This window comes from Actinosynnema sp. CA-299493, from assembly GCF_050946825.1.
GTDB lineage: Bacteria > Actinomycetota > Actinomycetes > Mycobacteriales > Pseudonocardiaceae > Actinosynnema.
In genome coordinates this window covers 1,419,592-1,436,448 of record NZ_CP191993.1, presented here as the reverse complement: position 1 = coordinate 1,436,448, position 16,857 = coordinate 1,419,592, and the positions used below count along the sequence as shown (strand labels likewise).

The following is a 16,857-nucleotide window of genomic DNA, read 5'->3' as shown; positions in this document are numbered from 1 at the left end:
ACGCGAGGGTCAGCGTTGGACGGACTTCAGCTCGGTGAACTCGTCCAGGCCGTGGGCGCCGAACTCGCGGCCGTTGCCCGACTGGCGGTAGCCGCCGAACGGGGCGCTGGTGTTGAACGCCGCGCCGTTGATGTCCACCTGGCCCGTGCGCAGGCGCTTGGCCACGGAGAGGGCCCGCGAGGGGTCGGCGGAGAACACCGCGCCGCCCAAGCCGTAGATGGTGGAGTTCGCGATCCGCACGGCGTCGTCCTCGTCCGCGTAGGGCATGACGGACAGGACCGGGCCGAAGATCTCCTCCTGCGCGACCACCATGTCCGACCGGACGTCGCCGAACACGGTCGGCGTGACGAAGAAGCCCCGGTCGAGGGGACGGGAGGTGCCGCCGAGGGCGAGCTTCGCCCCTTCCGAGACGCCGCGCTCGATGTAGCCGACGACGCGGTCGCGTTGCGCGGCCGACACCGCCGGGCCCATGCGGGTGGTCGGCAGGGCCGGGTCGGCGGGCTCGTACTTGGCCGCGGCGGCGACCGCGATCTCCAGCGCCTCGTCGTGCCGGGAAGCGGGCACCAGCAAGCGGGTCCACGCGCTGCACGCCTGCCCGTTGTTCATGTACGCGTTGCCCACGCCGATCTTCACCGCGCGCGTCAGGTCGGCGTCGTCCAGCACAACGTTCGCCGACTTGCCGCCCAGCTCCAGCGCCACCCGCTTCACGGTCTCGGCGGCCAGCGCGGACACCCGCCGACCGGCCCGCGTCGAACCGGTGAACGACACCATGTCCACCATCGGGTGACTCGCCAACGCTTCGCCGACCACCGGACCCGTGCCGTGGACCAGGGAGAACACACCTTCGGGCACGCCGACGCCGTGCAGCACCGAAGCCAGCAGGTCCGCGGTGAGAGGAGCCAGCTCGCTCGGCTTGAGCACGACCACGTTCCCCGCGGCCAACGCGGGCACGACCTTGGCCACCATCTGCTGCAACGGGAAGTTCCACGGCGTGATGGCCGCGACGACGCCGACCGGCTCCCGCAGCACGAGCGAGTTCCCGATCTCCGCGCCGTCGAAGTACCCGGCGGCCAAAGCGTCCGCCACGCCGCGCGCGATGCCCACCGGGTTCGGCACCTGCACCCGCGACGCGAACGTGGCGGGGGTGCCCATCTCGGCCGTCATGGTCGAGGCGAACTCGGCGGCCCGCGCCTCGATGGCGTCCGCGAGCGCCCGCACGAGCGCCAGCCGGGAGTCCGGGGACGTCGCCGACCAGGCCGGGAACGCGGCGACCGCCCTGATCACGGCGGTGTCCACGTCTCCGACGGTGCCGGCCCGGACCGTGCCGACGACCTCTTCGGTGGTCGGGTTGACGACCTCGATCACTGCGGACTCCCCGAGAACGATGTGACACTCCAGGACGAAACCTGCCCAAGAGTGTCACACCGATCGCGTCAGGAGAAGTCCAGACCCCCGGTCCGGGTGCGCTTGAGCTCGAAGAAGTGAGGGAAGCTCGCCAACGCCCGCGCGCCGTCGAACACCTTCACCGCGTCCTCGCCACGCGGGATCTTGCTGAGCACGGGCCCGAAGAACGCCACGCCGTCGATGTGGATCGTGGGCGTGCCGACGTCCATCCCCACCGGGTCCATGCCGCGGTGGTGACTGGCCCGCAGCTCCTCGTCGTGCGCGTCGGTGTGCGCGGCCTCGGCCAGCTCCGCGGGCAGGCCCACGTCCTCCAGCGCCAGCTTGATGGCCTGGTCGTAGTCACGCGTCTGACCCAGGCCCTCGTTGTGGATCCGGGTGCCGAGCGCGGTGTACAGGTCGCGCAGCACGCCGTCGCCCTTGAGCTTGGCCGCCGCGATGGCGACGCGCACCGGACCCCAGCCGCGGTCCATCATGGCGCGGTAGTCGGCGGGCAGGTCCCGGCCCTCGTTGAGCACGGAGAGGCTCATCACGCGGAAGTCCAGGTCGAGTTCGCGCTGCTCCTCCACCTCGAGGATCCACCGGGACGAGATCCACGCGAACGGGCAGATCGGGTCGAAGTAGAAGTCGACCTTCGTGCGTCCCTCTGTCGACATGCGGTGTTCCCTCCGTGGCTGTTCGTGAGCGGTGCGCCAGGTCCGGCGCTTCCATCGTGCTCAACCAGGCGACCGCGCGCAGTCTTCCCTCGGACGCCAGTCCACTTCCGGGCGTCCCACGTGATTGGATGCGACTGTCGTGTTCACCGACTCGACACCCCTTTCCCGTTCCGACGACGCCGACGCCGAGGTCCCGTGGCGGCGGCAGACGAGGTGACCAGTGGCGGCACCCAACCTCACCCGCGACCAGGCGCAGCAGCGGGCTGCGCTGCTGGAGGTCGATTCCTACCGGATCGAGCTGGACCTGACCGACGGTGGCGGCAAGCCCGGCTCGGACACGTTCCGCTCGACCACGACGGTTGCCTTCCGCAGCCGGACGCCCGGCGCGTCCTCGTGGATCGACATCGTGGCCGCCAATGTCCACCGAGCCGTGCTCAACGGACACGAGCTGGACGTCTCCGAGTACCGCGAGGAAGACGGCGTCCACCTGCCCGACCTGGCCGAGGTCAACGAGCTGACCGTCGAGGCCGACTGCCGGTACATGAACACCGGCGAGGGCCTGCACCGGTTCGTCGACCCGGTCGACGGCGAGGTGTACCTGTACTCGCAGTTCGAGACGGCGGACGCCAAGCGCATGTTCGCCTGCTTCGACCAGCCCGACCTCAAGTCGGTCTACGACCTGGCGGTCACCGCGCCGCACCACTGGAAGGTCGTCTCCAACTCGGCGATCGAGTCCACTGTGGACGGCACGGGCGGCGCGGACCGGCACGTCTTCGCCACCACCAAGCCCATGTCGACGTACCTGGTCGCGCTGGTCGCGGGCCCGTACGCCGAGTGGCGCGACGAGTTCGACGACGACGGCACCACCATCCCGCTGGGCATCTACTGCCGCGCGTCGCTCGCGCCGCACATGGACGCCGAGCGGCTGTTCACCGAGACCAAGCAGGGTTTCGGCTTCTACCACAAGGCGTTCGGGGTCACCTACCCGTTCGGCAAGTACGACCAGTGCTTCGTGCCCGAGTTCAACGCGGGCGCGATGGAGAACGCCGGCTGCGTCACGTTCCTGGAGGACTACGTCTTTCGCAGCCGCGTCACCCGCTACCTGTACGAACGCCGTGCCGAGACCGTGCTGCACGAGATGGCGCACATGTGGTTCGGCGACCTGGTGACCATGCGCTGGTGGGACGACCTGTGGCTGAACGAGTCGTTCGCCACCTGGGCGTCGGTGCTGGCGCAGGCCGAGGCGACCGAGTACCGGCAGGCGTGGACGACGTTCGCCAAGATCGAGAAGTCGTGGGCGTACCGGCAGGACCAGCTGCCCTCCACGCACCCCGTGGCCGCCGACATCCCGGACCTCCAGGCGGTCGAGGTCAACTTCGACGGCATCACCTACGCCAAGGGCGCCTCGGTGCTCAAGCAGCTGGTGTCGTACGTGGGGCTGGACAACTTCCTGTCCGGCCTGCGGGTGTACTTCGGCAAGCACGCCTGGGGCAACGCCACGTTGGCCGACCTGCTCAACGCGCTGGAAGAGGCGTCCGGCCGCGACCTGTCGTGGTGGAGCGCGCAGTGGCTGGAGACCACCGGCCTGAACCTGCTTCGACCCAAGTACTCGGTCGACGCCGAGGGCCGGTTCACCGAGTTCGCCGTGCTCCAGGGCGGCGCCCGGCCGGGCAAGGGCGAGCTGCGCACGCACCGGTTGGCGGTCGGCGTGTACGACGCCGACGCCGACGGCAAGCTCGTGCGCACCCACCGCGTCGAGCTGGACGTGTCCGGCGAGCGCACCGAGGTGCCCGAGCTGGTCGGCGTGCCGCGCGGCAAGCTGGTGCTGGTCAACGACGACGACCTCACCTACTGCACGATGCGCCTGGACGCCGACTCGCTGGCGTCGCTGATCGACCACATCGCCGACATCGCCGAGCCGCTGCCGCGCACGCTGTGCTGGTCGGCGGCCTGGGAGATGACGCGTGAGGCCGAGCTGAAGGCGCGCGACTTCGTGAACCTGGTGCTCGGCGGGCTGCACGCGGAGACCGAGGTCGGCGTCGTGCAGCGGCTGCTGCTGCAGGCGCAGACGGCGCTGTCGTCGTACGCGGACGTGTCGTGGCGCGACGAGGGCTGGCGCAGGTTCACCTCCCGGACGTTGGAGCTGGCGCGTGCCGCCGAGGCCGGTTCGGACCACCAGTTGGCGTTCGTGAACGCGCTGGCCGGTTCCGTGCTGGACGAGGCGACGGTCGCGGTGGTGCGCGGCTGGCTGGACGGCACGGACGTGCTCGCCGGCCTCGACGTGGACACCGACCTGCGGTGGCGGTTGCTGAACGCGCTGGTCGCGCACGGCGCCGCCGGGCCGGCCGAGATCCAGGCCGAGGAAGAGCGCGACCCCACCGCCACCGGTCGGCGCAAGGCCGAGTCGGCGCGTGCGCTGCGGCCGACGGTCGAGGCGAAGACCGAGGCGTGGGACCGCGCGGTGAACGACGACGAGCTGCCCAACGCGGTGTCCGAGGCGATCATCGCGGGCATCCAGCACCCCGGTCAGAAGGCGCTGCTCCAGCCGTTCGTGGTGCGGTACTTCGCCGACGTGGCCGACGTGTGGGAACGCCGGTCGAGCGAGCGGGCCCAGTCGATGGTCGTTGGCCTGTTCCCGTCGTGGTCCATCTCGAAGGAGACGGTCACGGCGGCCGACGAGTGGCTGGCCGAAGAACGCCCGCCCGCCCTGCGACGACTGGTCTCGGAAGGCCGCGCGGGCATCGTGCGCGCCCTGGCCGCCCAGGAGTTCGACCGGTCCTGAGGCTCGACGTGTGACGTGCGGTGAACCCGATCGTGTCACCGCACGTCATACATCTTGTAGTACGCTTACCACGTGGGCACCATCACTTTTCGCCCGGACACCGAGACGGAACGGGCACTGGAGCGCTTGACGGCTGACGGCCGCAGCGCTTCAGCCGCGATTCGCGAGGCCCTGCTCTTGGCCGCGAAGGTGCAGCAAGCCGAGGCATTGCGCGAGGAGGCGCTGGCATTGGCGGCCGACCCTGACGACGTGGCGGAAGCACGGGCCGTGCTCGCGGACCTGGAGCCACTGCGTGCGTGGTGAGGTCTACCGCCTTCGGGCGCCGCGCAACGCCACCGGGCACGAGCAGCAAGGCAGTCGCTACGCAGTCGTCGTCCAATCGAACGCGCTCCCGTTGAGCACGTGGCTGGTGGCACCGACGTCCACCTCGGCCCGACCGGCGTCGTTCCGTCCTGAGATCGAGCTGAACGGACAGCCGACCCGAGTGCTCGTAGAGCAGACAACGGCCGTCGACCCGCAACGCCTGGGCGATCTGGTCGGAAGGTTGTCACTGCACGAGATGAACGAGGTGGACACCGCTCTTCGCACTGTGCTTGACGTGTGAACCGAGAGGCGCTGCCGGCCCAGGAGTTCGACCGGTCCTGAGGTCGAGGACGACGTGGTGGAAGCACGCAGTGCCCGCAGAGTCGGAGCCGCTGCGGGCGTGTGATGGCTGAAGGTGAACGGGGCAGCGCTCAGGCGCTGTCCCGTTTCGCTTCCGGCGCGGAGCGGTGGTCGCGGTCGTAGGCGTCGGCCCAGCGGGCGAACACGTCACGTGAGTGGGTCGGGCTCAGGACCACGTGTTCCAGCTGCCGCATCTTGGCCTCGTAGGCGTTGATCGCGCTCGGGTCGTCGTGGAAGACCGTCGCCGTCTCGGTCTCCGCGTAGGCCAGCGGCTTGGTCGGCGACGGGAACGTCAGCAGGGTCGCGGAGTGGCGCAGGACCGTGTGCGACGGCGCGCTCATCGGGATGATCCGCGGGCTGATCCGCGACCACCCGCACATCAGCGTCAGGCGCAGCAGCTGGTCGCGCATGACCTTCGCGTCGCCGACGACGATCCGCAACGCCGCCTCGTGGATGTAGATCACCACCTCCGGGCCGCCCGGCCTGCGCAACGCGTCCTGCCGGGTCATGCGCGCCTCCGTCAGGTCCCGGTCCCTGGTCAACGCGTACGCGTAGTCCTCGGTCTGCGCCAGGCTCGGCACCACCAGCGGCTCGTAGGTGGTCACCGTGCGGGCCGCGTGCTCGTGCACGGACACCGCCGTGAGCGTGTCCGGCCACGGGTCGTGCCGGCGCAGGAAGTTGCCCGCGTCGACCTCGCTGGCGATCGCCAGGACCCGGTCGCGGGTCGGCTTGTCCGCGCCGCACCGACCGAGCAGCGTCCCGATTTCCCACGGGCTCGTGCCGCGACTGCCGGTTTCGAGTTTCGACAGCTTGCCCAACGACCAACCGAGCGCGTCGGCGACGAAGGCCGTCGACATCCGGGCCCGGTGCCGGACGCGCCGCAATTCCTCGCCCAATTCCCGACTGCGCGCCGTGCTCAACCTCACGGACGGCCTTTCTTCGGACTCCATGACACCCCCTATGACGCACATGTGCAAAGACACGGCGAGTGGTGGGTGCAGCGAAGTCCCGTCGCGCACACCACCACCCGCCGCGCATGTCCGACCAGTGTGCGGGCTGGCCGGAAGCTCTGGTGCACAACACCTTGTCCGGCCCGCAACAGCTGGTCAATCCCCTTTTCGAGCGAGAGACTTGACCACTGGTCCCGCTTTAGTATGCATTTCCATGAACCGCAACACCTCGAAATCCATCGCACTGGGCGCGCGTTTGCGCAACGCGCGGACGACCAACAAACTCAGCCAGCGCGCACTCGCGAAGAAAATTGGCGTCGTACATTCGTTGCTCTCGCGCAACGAGAGCGGCCAACGCGTCCCGACCCGGGCGGAGGTCATCCGCATCCTCGACCCGCTCGTCATCCCCGATCGGGAACGCGAAGAAATCCTGGAGATGACCGAAGATCCCAGCGGATCACCCCTCGCGATGATCGACATGCCCGAGCTGCGCGCCCAGATCGCCGCGCTCGTCGAGGTCGAGCAGATGGCCAAGGAGATCGTGAGCTGGTCGCCGCTGATCATCCCCGGCCTGCTCCAGGTCAGCGCCTACACCCGCTCGATCATGGAAGCCGCCCGCATCCCCGACGGGGAGATCGCCACCCGCGTCGCGGTCCGGATGGGGCGGCGGGACATCCTCACCCGCCGCAACCCGGTCCGCTACACCGTCCTGATCGGCGAGGCCGTGCTGAGCCAGGTGTTCGGCAGCCGGGAGGTCATGACCGAGCAGTTCGACCACCTGTTGATGATGAGCGCGCACGAGAACGTCGACCTCAGGGTCGTGCCGGCCGCCACCGGCTGGCACCCGGGCCTCGACGGCGCGTTCACGGTGCTGAAGTGCGAGGGCACGTCGTTCGCGCACCTGGAGAACCACGTCAGCTCGGTCTTCGTGCAAGAGGCTGAGGCAGTAGCAGGCTTCGAGGCGTGCGTGCCAAGGTTGATGGACGTCGCGATGAGCACGGAGCAGTCGTTCGAACTCATCGCGAAGGAGGTGCAACGGACGACGGGAGTCGCATGACGGTGCGCTGGAAGAAGTCCGACAGGAGTGTCAGCGATGGCTCCTGCGTCGAGGTGGCGAACCACCTGGGCGCGGTGCGGGACAGCAAGAACCCCGGCGTCGTGCTGGGTGTCCGTCCGGCACGGCTGAAGGCGTTCGTGGACGCGCTCAAGTCCAAGTGACGCGAGAAGGCCCCGGCGGGTGTGCGCCGGGGCCTTCACCTCGTCGTGCGTCAGGCGTGCTTGGGAGCCGGGCCGGCCTGGTCGGTCAGCATCCGCAGGCCGCTCATCAGACCGCCGGACAGGTCGCCCTCCTTGAAGGACGCGACCATGCTCATCACGGCCAGCTTCGCGCCGCGGTCGGCGATGCGGCGGTGGGACTCCTCGCCCGTCACCACCTCCACCCGGCGTTCACCGGGCGACACCGCGACGAGCACGGCGTGCGTGGGGCGCGTGGTGGCGGCGTGCAGCTCCTCGGCCTTCGCCCGCGCGTCCGCGCCCAGCTCGCCGAGGTACACGCTGAAGTCCAGCCCGGTGGTGCGGCTGGCCAGCGTCAGCGCCTCGTCCAGGCTCGACAGCTGCACCGGCGTGAACGGCAGGCTCGGCGCGTGCGGCTCGTACATCTTCGCGGCGGACACCCGGCCGCTGTTGGTGACGACCTCGCCGACCTCCAGCGTCGACGGGTCGACGTCCACCCTCGTCAGCTCACCAGTTGCCACGGGCACCTCCCTTGGCGGTGCGGCCCTCGGCCGGCGCCGTGACGGCCTGGTGCGCGCCGCCGGGCAAGCCCGCCGGGTTCGCCGTCCACCAGACGGGGGCGTAGTTCCACTCCTGGCCCGGGCGGTACCGCTGAATGCGGGTGGCCTTCGGCCTCAGCGTCAGTAGCGTGATCACGCCGTAGATGGCCAGCGGGATCAGCGCGAAGACGAGCACGGTCTCCACGATGGTCACGCCGGCTACGGTAACCGATCGTCCTGGTCAGGTCCGGGTGAGGGCACCGTTTCCGCACTGGTGTGGGTCCAGCGGTGCGCGCGGGACCGTCCGGCGGTCCTTCCAACTGTTAACGCGGCCCCGCGGGCGCGGTCCGCGACCACGCGTACGGCGGTGACCACGTCGTGGGACGCCGACCGTGCCGCGAGCGCGCGGCCGTCACCGGCATGGCCCTGCCACGTGGCATATGACCCTTTGTGATCTACCCGACGCCCTACCTGCGACGACGTCACCCTCGGTGTCCATCGGCACCGGATGAACCAGCTCCCGTGCTCGATCGTCGCAGTGCGTACACCCGGATGGCCTTCCCCCGGACGGAGGCGAATGGCGGCCGGTTTGGCGTCTTGTCCTGGGCCCACTCGGCTTCTAGCTTTTCACCTGTACGGGTCTTGCGCATCCGATTCCGGAGGCCAATTCCCGCCCGATGAGTCTCGGAGGACACGACATGTACACCATGAACCTTGTTCTGGTCGCCGCCCTCACTCTTTCGCCGTACACCCAACCGGAGCAGAGCGTTACCACTGTTCAGCCTCAAGCAGTGCTCGCCGAGTCGGTGCGCATCACCTCCGACGACTCCGTTCGGATCACCTCCCAGGGCTCCGTCCGCATCACCTCGGACTCCGTTCGGATCACCGGGTCGGACACCGACTCGGTGCGCATCACGACGGTGGGCTCGGTGCGCATCACGTCGGGCTCCGTCCGGATCACGAACGGTTCGGTGCGCATCACGGAGGGGTCGGTGCGCATCACGGGAGGTTCGGTGCGCATCACGAACGACCCCCAGGACCACGTCCTGGCGGCCTGAGCGGGAGCGGTCGCTAAGCCGCGGGCTCGCCGAGGTAGGGCAGCCACAGCGGGTCGGCCTCGGTGACGCCGGCCAGCAGCCGCCAGTGCGGCCCGCGGGGCGCGTTGGGCACCACTCGCAGGCGCCAGCCGAGCTCCGAGAGGAGCTTGTCGGCCTTGCGGTGGTTGCACTTCGCGCAGCAGGCGACGCAGTTGGTCCACGAGTGGGGGCCGCCGCGGCTGCGCGGCACCACGTGGTCGATCGTCTCGGCGCGTCCGCCGCAGTACGCGCAGCGGTACCGGTCCCGGTGCATCAGCCCGGCCCGCGTGAGCGGCACCCGACCCCGGTAGGGCACCCGCACGTAGTTGGCCAGCCGGATCACCGACGGGACGACCACCGCGGACGTCGAGGAGTGGACGACGGCCCCGGCGGGGTCGCCGTGCACGACCTCGGCCTTGCCGCACACCACGAGGACCACCGCGCGCCGCAGGGGCAGCGCGGTGAGCGGTTCGAACGTGGCGTTGAGCAGCAGGACCTTGCGTCTTCCCCAAGGCAACACCACGGGCGCCGGACCGGCCCCCTGGCCGTCGGCCACAGTGTGCACGGTGTTCAGCGCGAGCTGCTTCTGGCCGGACGGCACCGACGACGCGATCCCGGCGTTCACCAGGGCGCCGATCGGGGTGGGTTGTCGGTCTGGCACGCGACCACCTCCACCGGTTCAGACCTAGCAGACCACAGATCGACCCCAAAAATCACCTGTGATATGTGACGTGTCACGAAGCCGAGAGCGAAACCGGGGTGAACCGACCCCTATCGGACATGGTTTTCATCACCCGCGCTACGCTCGGAGAGGTGACCGAAGCCTCCCCCGCAGCGCTGCCTGCGACGATCGCCTACCCGACCGCGCCGCGGCTCGACCTCGTCGACGACCTGCACGGAAACGCGGTCCACGACCCCTACCGCTGGCTGGAGGACCCTGCGGACCCCCGAACCGCCGCGTGGTCCGCCGAGCAGGACGGGGTGGCGCGGTCGTGGCTGGACGCGATGCCGGGCCGGGACGCGCTCGCCGCCCGGTTGGGCGAGCTGATGCGAACCGGTTCCGTCGGCACGCCGGTGTGGCGGGCCGGGCGGGCGTTCTACACCCGTCGCGGACCGGACGAGGACCACCCGGTGCTGTACGTGCGGGTGGACGGCGTGGAGCGGGTGCTGCTGGACGTGTCGCGGCTCGACCCGTCCGGGCGGACCACGCTCGACCGCTGGTCGCCGTCCCGCGAGGGCACGCGGCTGGCGTACCAGGTGTCCGTCGGCGGGGACGAGCACTCGTTGCTGCACGTCGTGGACGTCGACACGGGCGAGCTGCTGGACGGTCCGATCGACCGGTGCCGGTACTCGCCGGTCGGCTGGCTGCCCGGCGGCGAGGAGTTCTTCTACGTGCGCCGGGTCGACCCCGCGCTGGTGCCCGAGGACGAGCGGCAGTTCCACCGGCGGGTGTGGCGGCACCGGGTGGGCACGCCCGCGTCCGACGACGTGAACGTGCACGGCGACGGGCTCGACCACACCTACTACTACGGGTTGTCGTTGTCGGAGGACGGCCGGTGGCTGGTGGTCAACGGCGCGCCCGGCACCGTGCGGCGCGACTCGGTGTGGATCGCCGACCTGCGCGGCTCCGGCGAGCTGGCGCCGGTCGTGCGCGACTCCGACGACGTGCAGTGCTCGGCGTGGGTCGCCCCGGACGGGCGGCTCTACCTGCGCACCAGCCTGGACGCGCCCCGGTTCCGGGTGTGCGTGGCCGACCCGGCGGCGCCGACCGAGTGGACCGAGCTGGTCGCCGAGCAGCCGGACTCGGTGCTGGACGCGGTGACGTGGCTGGACGGGTCGCTGGTGCTGCTGCGGACCCGGCACGCGGTGTCGGAGCTGCACCTGCACTCCCCCGCGACCGGCGAGCACCTGCGGGAGGTCCCGCTGCCCGGGACGGGGTCGCTGCACGGGTTGTCCACGGTCGACGAGCTGACCGGTGCGGACCGGGACGTGCTGTGGTTCGGGTGGTCGGACTTCATCACGCCCTTGTCGGTGTACCGGTACTCGCTGTCGAGCGGGCGGACCGAGCTGGAGGCGGCGGCGCCCGGATCGGTGACGCTTCCGGAGTTGTCCACACAACAGGTCTCGTACACGTCGTCGGACGGCACGGTCGTGCGAATGTTCGTGGTGTCCGGCGAGCAGCACCCGGACCTGCCCCGGCCGACGTTGCTCACCGGGTACGGCGGGTTCGCGGTGGGGCGCGGGCCGGGGTACAGCGCGACCACGTTGGCGTGGGTCGAGGCGGGCGGCGTGTGGGCGCACGCGTCGTTGCGCGGCGGCGACGAGGAGGGTGAGGAATGGCACCGGGCGGGGATGCGCGAGCGCAAGCAGAACGTGTTCGACGACTTCCACGCGGCGGCCGAGCGGCTGATCCGCGACGGGTGGACCACGCCGCAGCAGCTGTCGATCATGGGTGGGTCGAACGGCGGGCTGCTCGTCGGTGCGGCGTTGACGCAGCGGCCGGAGCTCTACGCGGCCGTGGTGTGCTCAGCGCCACTGCTGGACATGGTGCGGTACGAGAACTTCCTGCTGGGGCGGCTCTGGGCGGAGGAGTACGGCTCGGCGGCCGTGCCCGAAGAGCTGGCGTGGCTGCTGGCCTACTCCCCGTACCACCGGGTGCGGACGGGAGTTGAGTACCCTTCGGTGCTGTTCACGGTCTTCGAGTCGGACAGCCGCGTGGACCCCAACCACGCCCGGAAGATGTGCGCGGCGCTGCAGCACGCGACGTCGAGTGATCCGACCAAGCACCCGGTGCTACTCCGCCGCGAGACCGAGGTGGGGCACGCGGGCCGCTCGGTGAGCCGATCGGTGGGCCTGGCCGTGGACCAGTTGACCTTCTTGGCCTGGGCGACCGGCCTGGAGTTGTGAGTGGAGGACTGAGCAGGTGCTGGACGTGGAGCCGACGCCGACACCGGTGTTCGACGTGGAGTCGACCCTCGCCGTCGAGTGGTGGGTGACCAACGGGCCCAAGATCGCCGAGGGCGCGTTGCGGATCGCGTTGACGCTGATCATCGCGGTCGTGGTCCGGTTCGTGCTGCGCCGGCTGATCGACCGGATGACCCGGGGCAACGGCGGGCGGAAGCCGAAGCTGCTCAAGCCGCTGCGGGAGCGCGCCCCCCAGGCGTTGGGCGCGCTGGTCTCCGAGCGGCGCGAGCAGCGGGCCAAGACCATCGGCTCGGTGCTCAAGTCGTTCGTCACGATCATCGTGTTCGGGGTGGCGTTCATCCAGGTCCTCACCGAGCTGGGCATGAATCCCGCGCCCATCCTGACCTCGGCGGGCATCCTCGGCGTCGCCATCGGCTTCGGCGCGCAGAACCTGGTCAAGGACTTCCTGTCCGGCATGTTCATGATGTTGGAGGACCAGTACGGCGTCGGCGACGTGGTCGACCTCGGCCCCGCGACCGGCACGGTGGAGTCGGTGGCGCTGCGGATCACCACGATCCGCGACACGAACGGCACCGTCTGGTACGTCCGCAACGGCGAGATCCTGCGGGTCGGCAACTCGTCGCAGGGCTTCGCGGTGGCGGTGGTCGACCTGCCGCTCGGGTACGGCGCGAACCTGGCGTCGGCCAGCGAGGTGCTGACCAAGGCCGTGGAGGAAGCCACGGTCGAGGAGCTGCTGGCCAAGGACGTCATCGACAAGCCGCAGGTGCTCGGCGTGGAGAAGGTCACGCCGGAGGGCATCACCATGCGGGTGACGGTGAAGGTCCGGCCGGGCCGCCAGTGGGCCGTCCAGCGCGCTCTGAGAGCCAAGCTGATGCCCGCGCTGGACGACGCGGGCATCTCCCTGAAGTCCTCCTGACGGCGACCGGGCAGGGGCCGTCGTGCTCCTGCCCGACCACCGGGCAGCCGCTCAGGCCGCGATCACCGTGGTGAGCGTGTCGGCCAGCAGCCGGGCGTCCTTCGAGCGGGCGGCGTCGGCCACGGCCCGGTCGCGGACGACCTTGATGCGGTCGAAGGTCCTGGTCGAGCTGATGCGCCCGGCCGGGCTCAGCAGGTCGGCCGCCAGGCGGTTCGCCTCCGCGTGCTCGCCCTGGAGCACGCGGACGCCCACCAGGGAGATCACGTCGAACAGGTTCGACCGCCGGTAGGAGTCACGTCGCAGGCGCAGCGCCTCGGCGAGGTGCGGTTCTGCCTTGCGCTCCGTGCCCGGCCGGTGGTCGGCGGCCGTCCGGTACGACAGGGCCGCCATGCCCTCCAGCCCCGCCTGGTCGAAGTAGGACAGCCAGCCGGGCGTGGCGGCGGGGTCGGCCCGCGAGAACCGCGCCTGCGCCGCGCCGACCGCCCGGTCCACCGCCTCGACGTCGCCCAGGGTCGCGTGCGCCCACGCCTCGCAGGTGGAGAGCATCGCGGAGGCCATCGGCCCCAGCCGGTCCCCCGCTCCCCGCCTGGCCAGCGCGACCAGCGACAACGCCTCGCGCGGTTTGTTCACGTGCACCATCTGGCGTGCCATCCGGGACAGCACCTCGACGCCCAGCCCGGTGTCCCGCGCCCGTTTCGCGCAGTGCAGCGCCAGCGTGAAGTACCGCTGCGCGGTCGCCTGGAGGCCCACGTCGTGCGACATCCAGCCCGCCAACCTGGCCAGGTCCGCGGTCGAGCGGAACAGGCGGCGGGAGATCGGGTCGGGGTAGCCGTGGTCGAGCAGGTCGGTCATCGCCTTGAGCTGCCCCACCACGGCCTCGCGGTACAGGCCGCCGCCGCGCTTGGCGTCCCAGGCCCAGAAGGTCCTGGTCGCGGACTCGATCTCGACGATCTCCGCGGTGCCGATCCGGCCCGGACCGAGTGCCGGGGTCGGCGCCGTGTCGCCCGCGTCCAGCCACCCGGCCAAGCGCCCCTCCAGTACCGCGCCGGTGGCGAGGGCGGCGGTCGCGCCGAGCACGTCCCTGCGTTTGATCATCAGATCGCTCCTCGTGAAGTCCTGCAACGTGGCGACCAGCCCCCGGTGGTCCCACGGCACGTGGTCGCGGGCCGGCGACGACGCGGTCAGCCCGAGGTCGGCCGGCGTGAACGGCCTGCCCAGCCGGTCGGCGAACAACGCCGCCAGCAGGTCGGGGACCGGGTGCCTCGGCTGCTCGCCCTCCAGCCACCGCCGCACCCGGGAGCTGTCGGGCGCGACGTTGTGGCCTTGCGCCCGCCCGAGCCGCCCGACGGCGCGCGCGAGTTCGAGCTGCGTCCACCCGCCCTGCCGGAACCAGTGCAGCAATGCCTCGTTGGCCTCGCCCATGTCGTGCCCTCCCTCACGGCGGGAGCCGTCGGGCCCAGGATGCGGCGCGGTGTTGCGCGTTCACCACGGAACGGCCGAGTGCGCCAACCGTTCGCCAAGCAGCGATGTCCGTGGGTTCGTTCGGCGTGGTCGGCGAGGTCCGGCGGGGTCGGCGTGGGCTGCCGCACGGGTGCTGAGGCAGGATGGAGGGGTGACCACTCCTCCGGAGAACTTCTACGAAGCAGTGGGCGGGTACGAGACGTTCCACAAGATCGTCGCGGTCTTCTACCGGGAAGTGGCCGACGATCCCGTCCTGCGTCCGCTGTACCCCGAAGAGGACCTCGGTCCCGCCGAAGAGCGGTTCCGGCTGTTCCTGATGCAGTACTGGGGCGGTCCGCACACGTACTCGGACAACCGGGGTCATCCTCGGTTGCGGATGCGTCACGCTCCGTTCGTCATCGGTCCCGTGGAGCGGGACGCCTGGTTGCGCTGCGCCAAGGTCGGCGTCGACTCGGTCGAGCTCTCCCCCGAGCACCGCAAGCAGCTCTGGGCGTACCTGGAGATGGCCGCGAACAGCATGATGAACGCCTGGGTGTGATCCGTGATCACACGAACGGGGACGTGGTGTCGGTCGCGAATGGCAGGATGACTCCTCGTGCGACGATCCTCCGATCTACAACCAGAGATCGCCGACGAGTCCGCCTGGTGGCGTGACGCCGTCTTCTACCAGGTCTACGTTCGGTCGTTCGCCGACGCGAACGGTGACGGCGTGGGCGACCTCGACGGTATCCGCTCCCGGCTCGGCTACCTCGAACTACTCGGCGTGGACGCCCTCTGGCTCACGCCGTTCTTCACCTCGCCCATGGCCGACCACGGTTACGACGTGGCCGACCCCCGTGACGTCGACCCGCTGTTCGGCGACCTGGCCGCGTTCGACCGGCTGGTCACCGAGGCGCACGCGCACAACCTCAAGGTCACCATCGACCTGGTCCCGAACCACACCAGCGACCGGCACGCCTGGTTCCAGGCCGCGCTGCGGGCCGGGCCGGGGTCGGTCGAGCGGGACCGGTTCGTGTTCCGCGATGGTGGCGGGTTCGACGGGTCCGCGCCGCCGAACAACTGGCCCAGCCAGTTCGGCGGGCCGGCGTGGACCCGGGTGCCCGACGGGCAGTGGTACCTGCACCTGTTCGCGCCCGAGCAACCCGACCTGAACTGGGACAACCCCGAGGTCGCCGCCGACCTGGCGCACACGCTGCGGTTCTGGCTGGACCGCGGGGTGGACGGGTTCCGCATCGACGTGGCGCACGGCATGGCCAAGCCCTACGGGTTGCCGAACATCGATCCGCGGGCGCAGCTGGGCGCGGGCGTCATGCACGACAACTCGCTGGACCCCCGGTTCGACAACGACGGCGTGCACGAAGTGCACCGGATGATCCGCAAGGTCATCGACGAGTACCCGGGCCGGATGGCCGTCGGCGAGATCTGGGTCAAGGACGACGAGCGGTTCGCCCGGTACATCCGGCCCGACGAGCTGCACCTCGGGTTCAACTTCCGGCTGGTCGAGGCGCCGTTCGACGCGGACGGCGTGCGGGCGGCGATCGAGCACTCGTTGGGCGCGGTCCGCGGCCTGGACACGCCCCCCACCTGGACGTTGTCCAACCACGACGTGACGCGGCACGTGACGCGGTACGGCGGCGGCGCGATCGGCGCGCAGCGGGCGAAGGCGATGACGCTGGTGGAGCTGGCGCTGCCCGGCGTGGTCTACCTCTACAACGGCGAGGAGCTCGGCCTGCCGGACGTGGAGCTGCCGGAGTGGGCGTTGCAGGACCCGATCTGGCTGCGGTCCGGGCACACCGAGCGCGGTCGGGACGGGTGCCGGGTGCCGTTGCCGTGGGAGGGCGACACGCCGCCGTTCGGCTTCTCGCAGGCGGTCACCACGTGGCTGCCGCAGCCGAACGAGTGGGCGGGCCTGACCGCGGAGTCGCAGCTGGAAGACCCCGGGTCGATGCTGTCGTTCTACCGGCAGGCGCTCGAACTGCGGAAGTCGCAGCCGGCGTTCGACGGCGACGAGCTGGAGTGGTACGGCGCGCCGCCCGGGTGCTTCGCGTTCCGGCGCAAGGGCGGCGGGTTGATCTGCGCGCTGAACACGTCCGGCGGACCGGTGCCGCTGCCGCCCGGCGAGATCCTGCTGTCCAGCGGGCCGATGGACGGCAACCAGCTGCCGCCCGACACGGCCGTCTGGCTGGTCTAGCGCTGCCGGGTGCGGGGAGGCGTGGTCGAGGGGACCGCGCCTTCCCCCGGTGCGGCGAACGGCG

At 70.5% G+C, this 16,857-nt stretch carries 17 protein-coding genes; 10 read left to right on the top strand and 7 right to left on the bottom strand.

Annotated features, from left to right (window positions below):
- Positions 1–9 precede the first annotated feature (9 nt).
- The gene (locus ACQPYE_RS06850; protein WP_498720025.1) at positions 10–1,365 is read right to left on the bottom strand and encodes an aldehyde dehydrogenase family protein; all 1,356 of its coding nucleotides are present in this window, start codon (positions 1,363–1,365) and stop codon (positions 10–12) included.
- Positions 1,366–1,433: 68 nt separating this feature from the next.
- Positions 1,434–2,057 (bottom strand): mycothiol-dependent nitroreductase Rv2466c family protein, encoded by a 624-nt coding sequence (locus ACQPYE_RS06845; RefSeq protein WP_498720023.1) that lies wholly within the window; start codon positions 2,055–2,057, stop codon positions 1,434–1,436.
- Positions 2,058–2,277: 220 nt separating this feature from the next.
- Here ACQPYE_RS06845 and pepN point away from each other — a divergent pair, with 220 nt between their 5' ends.
- The 3 genes from pepN (at position 2,278) to ACQPYE_RS06830 (ending at position 5,443) form a co-directional block, all read left to right on the top strand.
- Complete coding sequence (pepN, locus tag ACQPYE_RS06840) at positions 2,278–4,839, top strand: aminopeptidase N (protein WP_498720022.1); 2,562 nt, start codon at positions 2,278–2,280, stop codon at positions 4,837–4,839.
- 72 nt (positions 4,840–4,911) lie between these two features.
- Entirely contained in the window at positions 4,912–5,142 is a 231-nt protein-coding gene (locus ACQPYE_RS06835; RefSeq protein ID WP_123743682.1) for a hypothetical protein, read from the top strand.
- Complete coding sequence (locus ACQPYE_RS06830) at positions 5,132–5,443, top strand: type II toxin-antitoxin system PemK/MazF family toxin (protein ID WP_498720021.1); 312 nt, start codon at positions 5,132–5,134, stop codon at positions 5,441–5,443. The genes ACQPYE_RS06835 and ACQPYE_RS06830 overlap by 11 nt, the downstream gene beginning before the upstream one ends.
- 130 nt (positions 5,444–5,573) lie before the next feature.
- Here ACQPYE_RS06830 and ACQPYE_RS06825 read toward each other — a convergent pair whose 3' ends face one another.
- Positions 5,574–6,452 (bottom strand): helix-turn-helix domain-containing protein, encoded by an 879-nt coding sequence (locus ACQPYE_RS06825; protein ID WP_498720020.1) that lies wholly within the window; start codon positions 6,450–6,452, stop codon positions 5,574–5,576.
- Between the two features lie 214 nt (positions 6,453–6,666).
- On the opposite strand from ACQPYE_RS06825, the gene ACQPYE_RS06820 reads away from it, so the two are divergent.
- Together ACQPYE_RS06820 and ACQPYE_RS06815 are read left to right on the top strand one after the other, a co-directional pair.
- The gene (locus ACQPYE_RS06820; protein WP_498720019.1) at positions 6,667–7,509 is read left to right on the top strand and encodes a helix-turn-helix domain-containing protein; all 843 of its coding nucleotides are present in this window, start codon (positions 6,667–6,669) and stop codon (positions 7,507–7,509) included.
- Positions 7,506–7,670, top strand: a complete 165-nt coding sequence (locus tag ACQPYE_RS06815) for a DUF397 domain-containing protein (RefSeq protein WP_498720018.1) — start codon at positions 7,506–7,508, stop codon at positions 7,668–7,670. Before ACQPYE_RS06820 ends, ACQPYE_RS06815 begins: the two co-directional genes overlap by 4 nt.
- Before the next feature lie 50 nt (positions 7,671–7,720).
- Here ACQPYE_RS06815 and ACQPYE_RS06810 read toward each other — a convergent pair whose 3' ends face one another.
- Together ACQPYE_RS06810 and ctaJ are read right to left on the bottom strand one after the other, a co-directional pair.
- Positions 7,721–8,206, bottom strand: a complete 486-nt coding sequence (locus tag ACQPYE_RS06810) for a DUF5130 family protein (RefSeq protein ID WP_498720017.1) — start codon at positions 8,204–8,206, stop codon at positions 7,721–7,723.
- Positions 8,193–8,438: an aa3-type cytochrome oxidase subunit CtaJ gene (gene ctaJ, locus ACQPYE_RS06805; protein ID WP_106615147.1), complete on the bottom strand. Its 246-nt coding sequence runs from the start codon at positions 8,436–8,438 to the stop codon at positions 8,193–8,195. Before ctaJ ends, ACQPYE_RS06810 begins: the two co-directional genes overlap by 14 nt.
- A gap of 577 nt (positions 8,439–9,015) precedes the next feature.
- Between ctaJ and ACQPYE_RS06800 the strand changes: the two genes are divergently transcribed.
- A complete protein-coding gene (locus ACQPYE_RS06800) occupies positions 9,016–9,282 on the top strand; it encodes a hypothetical protein (protein ID WP_498720015.1) in 267 nt (88 codons plus the stop codon).
- Between the two features lie 13 nt (positions 9,283–9,295).
- Here the strand turns inward: ACQPYE_RS06800 and ACQPYE_RS06795 are convergent, their stop codons facing one another.
- Positions 9,296–9,961, bottom strand: coding sequence for an HNH endonuclease (locus ACQPYE_RS06795; protein WP_236594732.1), 666 nt, complete (start codon positions 9,959–9,961; stop codon positions 9,296–9,298).
- Positions 9,962–10,113: 152 nt separating this feature from the next.
- Between ACQPYE_RS06795 and ACQPYE_RS06790 the strand changes: the two genes are divergently transcribed.
- Positions 10,114–12,207, top strand: coding sequence for a prolyl oligopeptidase family serine peptidase (locus ACQPYE_RS06790; protein ID WP_498720014.1), 2,094 nt, complete (start codon positions 10,114–10,116; stop codon positions 12,205–12,207).
- A 16-nt stretch (positions 12,208–12,223) separates the two neighbouring features.
- On the top strand, positions 12,224–13,141 hold the full coding sequence (locus ACQPYE_RS06785) for a mechanosensitive ion channel family protein (RefSeq protein ID WP_498720013.1): 918 nt from the start codon (positions 12,224–12,226) through the stop codon (positions 13,139–13,141).
- A gap of 51 nt (positions 13,142–13,192) precedes the next feature.
- On the opposite strand, the gene ACQPYE_RS06780 is transcribed toward ACQPYE_RS06785, so the two are convergent.
- Positions 13,193–14,563 carry an NsdA family TPR-like regulatory protein gene (locus tag ACQPYE_RS06780; protein WP_498720012.1) on the bottom strand — a complete coding sequence of 457 codons (1,371 nt, stop codon included), beginning with the start codon at positions 14,561–14,563 and terminating at the stop codon, positions 13,193–13,195.
- 190 nt (positions 14,564–14,753) lie between these two features.
- Here ACQPYE_RS06780 and ACQPYE_RS06775 point away from each other — a divergent pair, with 190 nt between their 5' ends.
- Together ACQPYE_RS06775 and ACQPYE_RS06770 are read left to right on the top strand one after the other, a co-directional pair.
- Entirely contained in the window at positions 14,754–15,140 is a 387-nt protein-coding gene (locus ACQPYE_RS06775) for a globin (RefSeq protein ID WP_498720011.1), read from the top strand.
- Between the two features lie 57 nt (positions 15,141–15,197).
- Positions 15,198–16,793 carry a glycoside hydrolase family 13 protein gene (locus ACQPYE_RS06770; RefSeq protein WP_498720010.1) on the top strand — a complete coding sequence of 532 codons (1,596 nt, stop codon included), beginning with the start codon at positions 15,198–15,200 and terminating at the stop codon, positions 16,791–16,793.
- Positions 16,794–16,857: the final 64 nt, after the last annotated feature.

Bases quoted from the DNA above. Each gene is read 5' to 3' on its own strand.
- ACQPYE_RS06845 (WP_498720023.1), bottom strand. From the start codon at position 2,057: ATGTCGACAGAGGGACGCACGAAGGTCGACTTCTACTTCGACCCGATC.
- ACQPYE_RS06825 (WP_498720020.1), bottom strand. From the start codon at position 6,452: ATGGAGTCCGAAGAAAGGCCGTCCGTGAGGTTGAGCACGGCGCGCAGT.
- ACQPYE_RS06820 (WP_498720019.1), top strand. From the start codon at position 6,667: ATGAACCGCAACACCTCGAAATCCATCGCACTGGGCGCGCGTTTGCGC.
- ACQPYE_RS06815 (WP_498720018.1), top strand. From the start codon at position 7,506: ATGACGGTGCGCTGGAAGAAGTCCGACAGGAGTGTCAGCGATGGCTCC.
- ACQPYE_RS06780 (WP_498720012.1), bottom strand. From the start codon at position 14,563: ATGGGCGAGGCCAACGAGGCATTGCTGCACTGGTTCCGGCAGGGCGGG.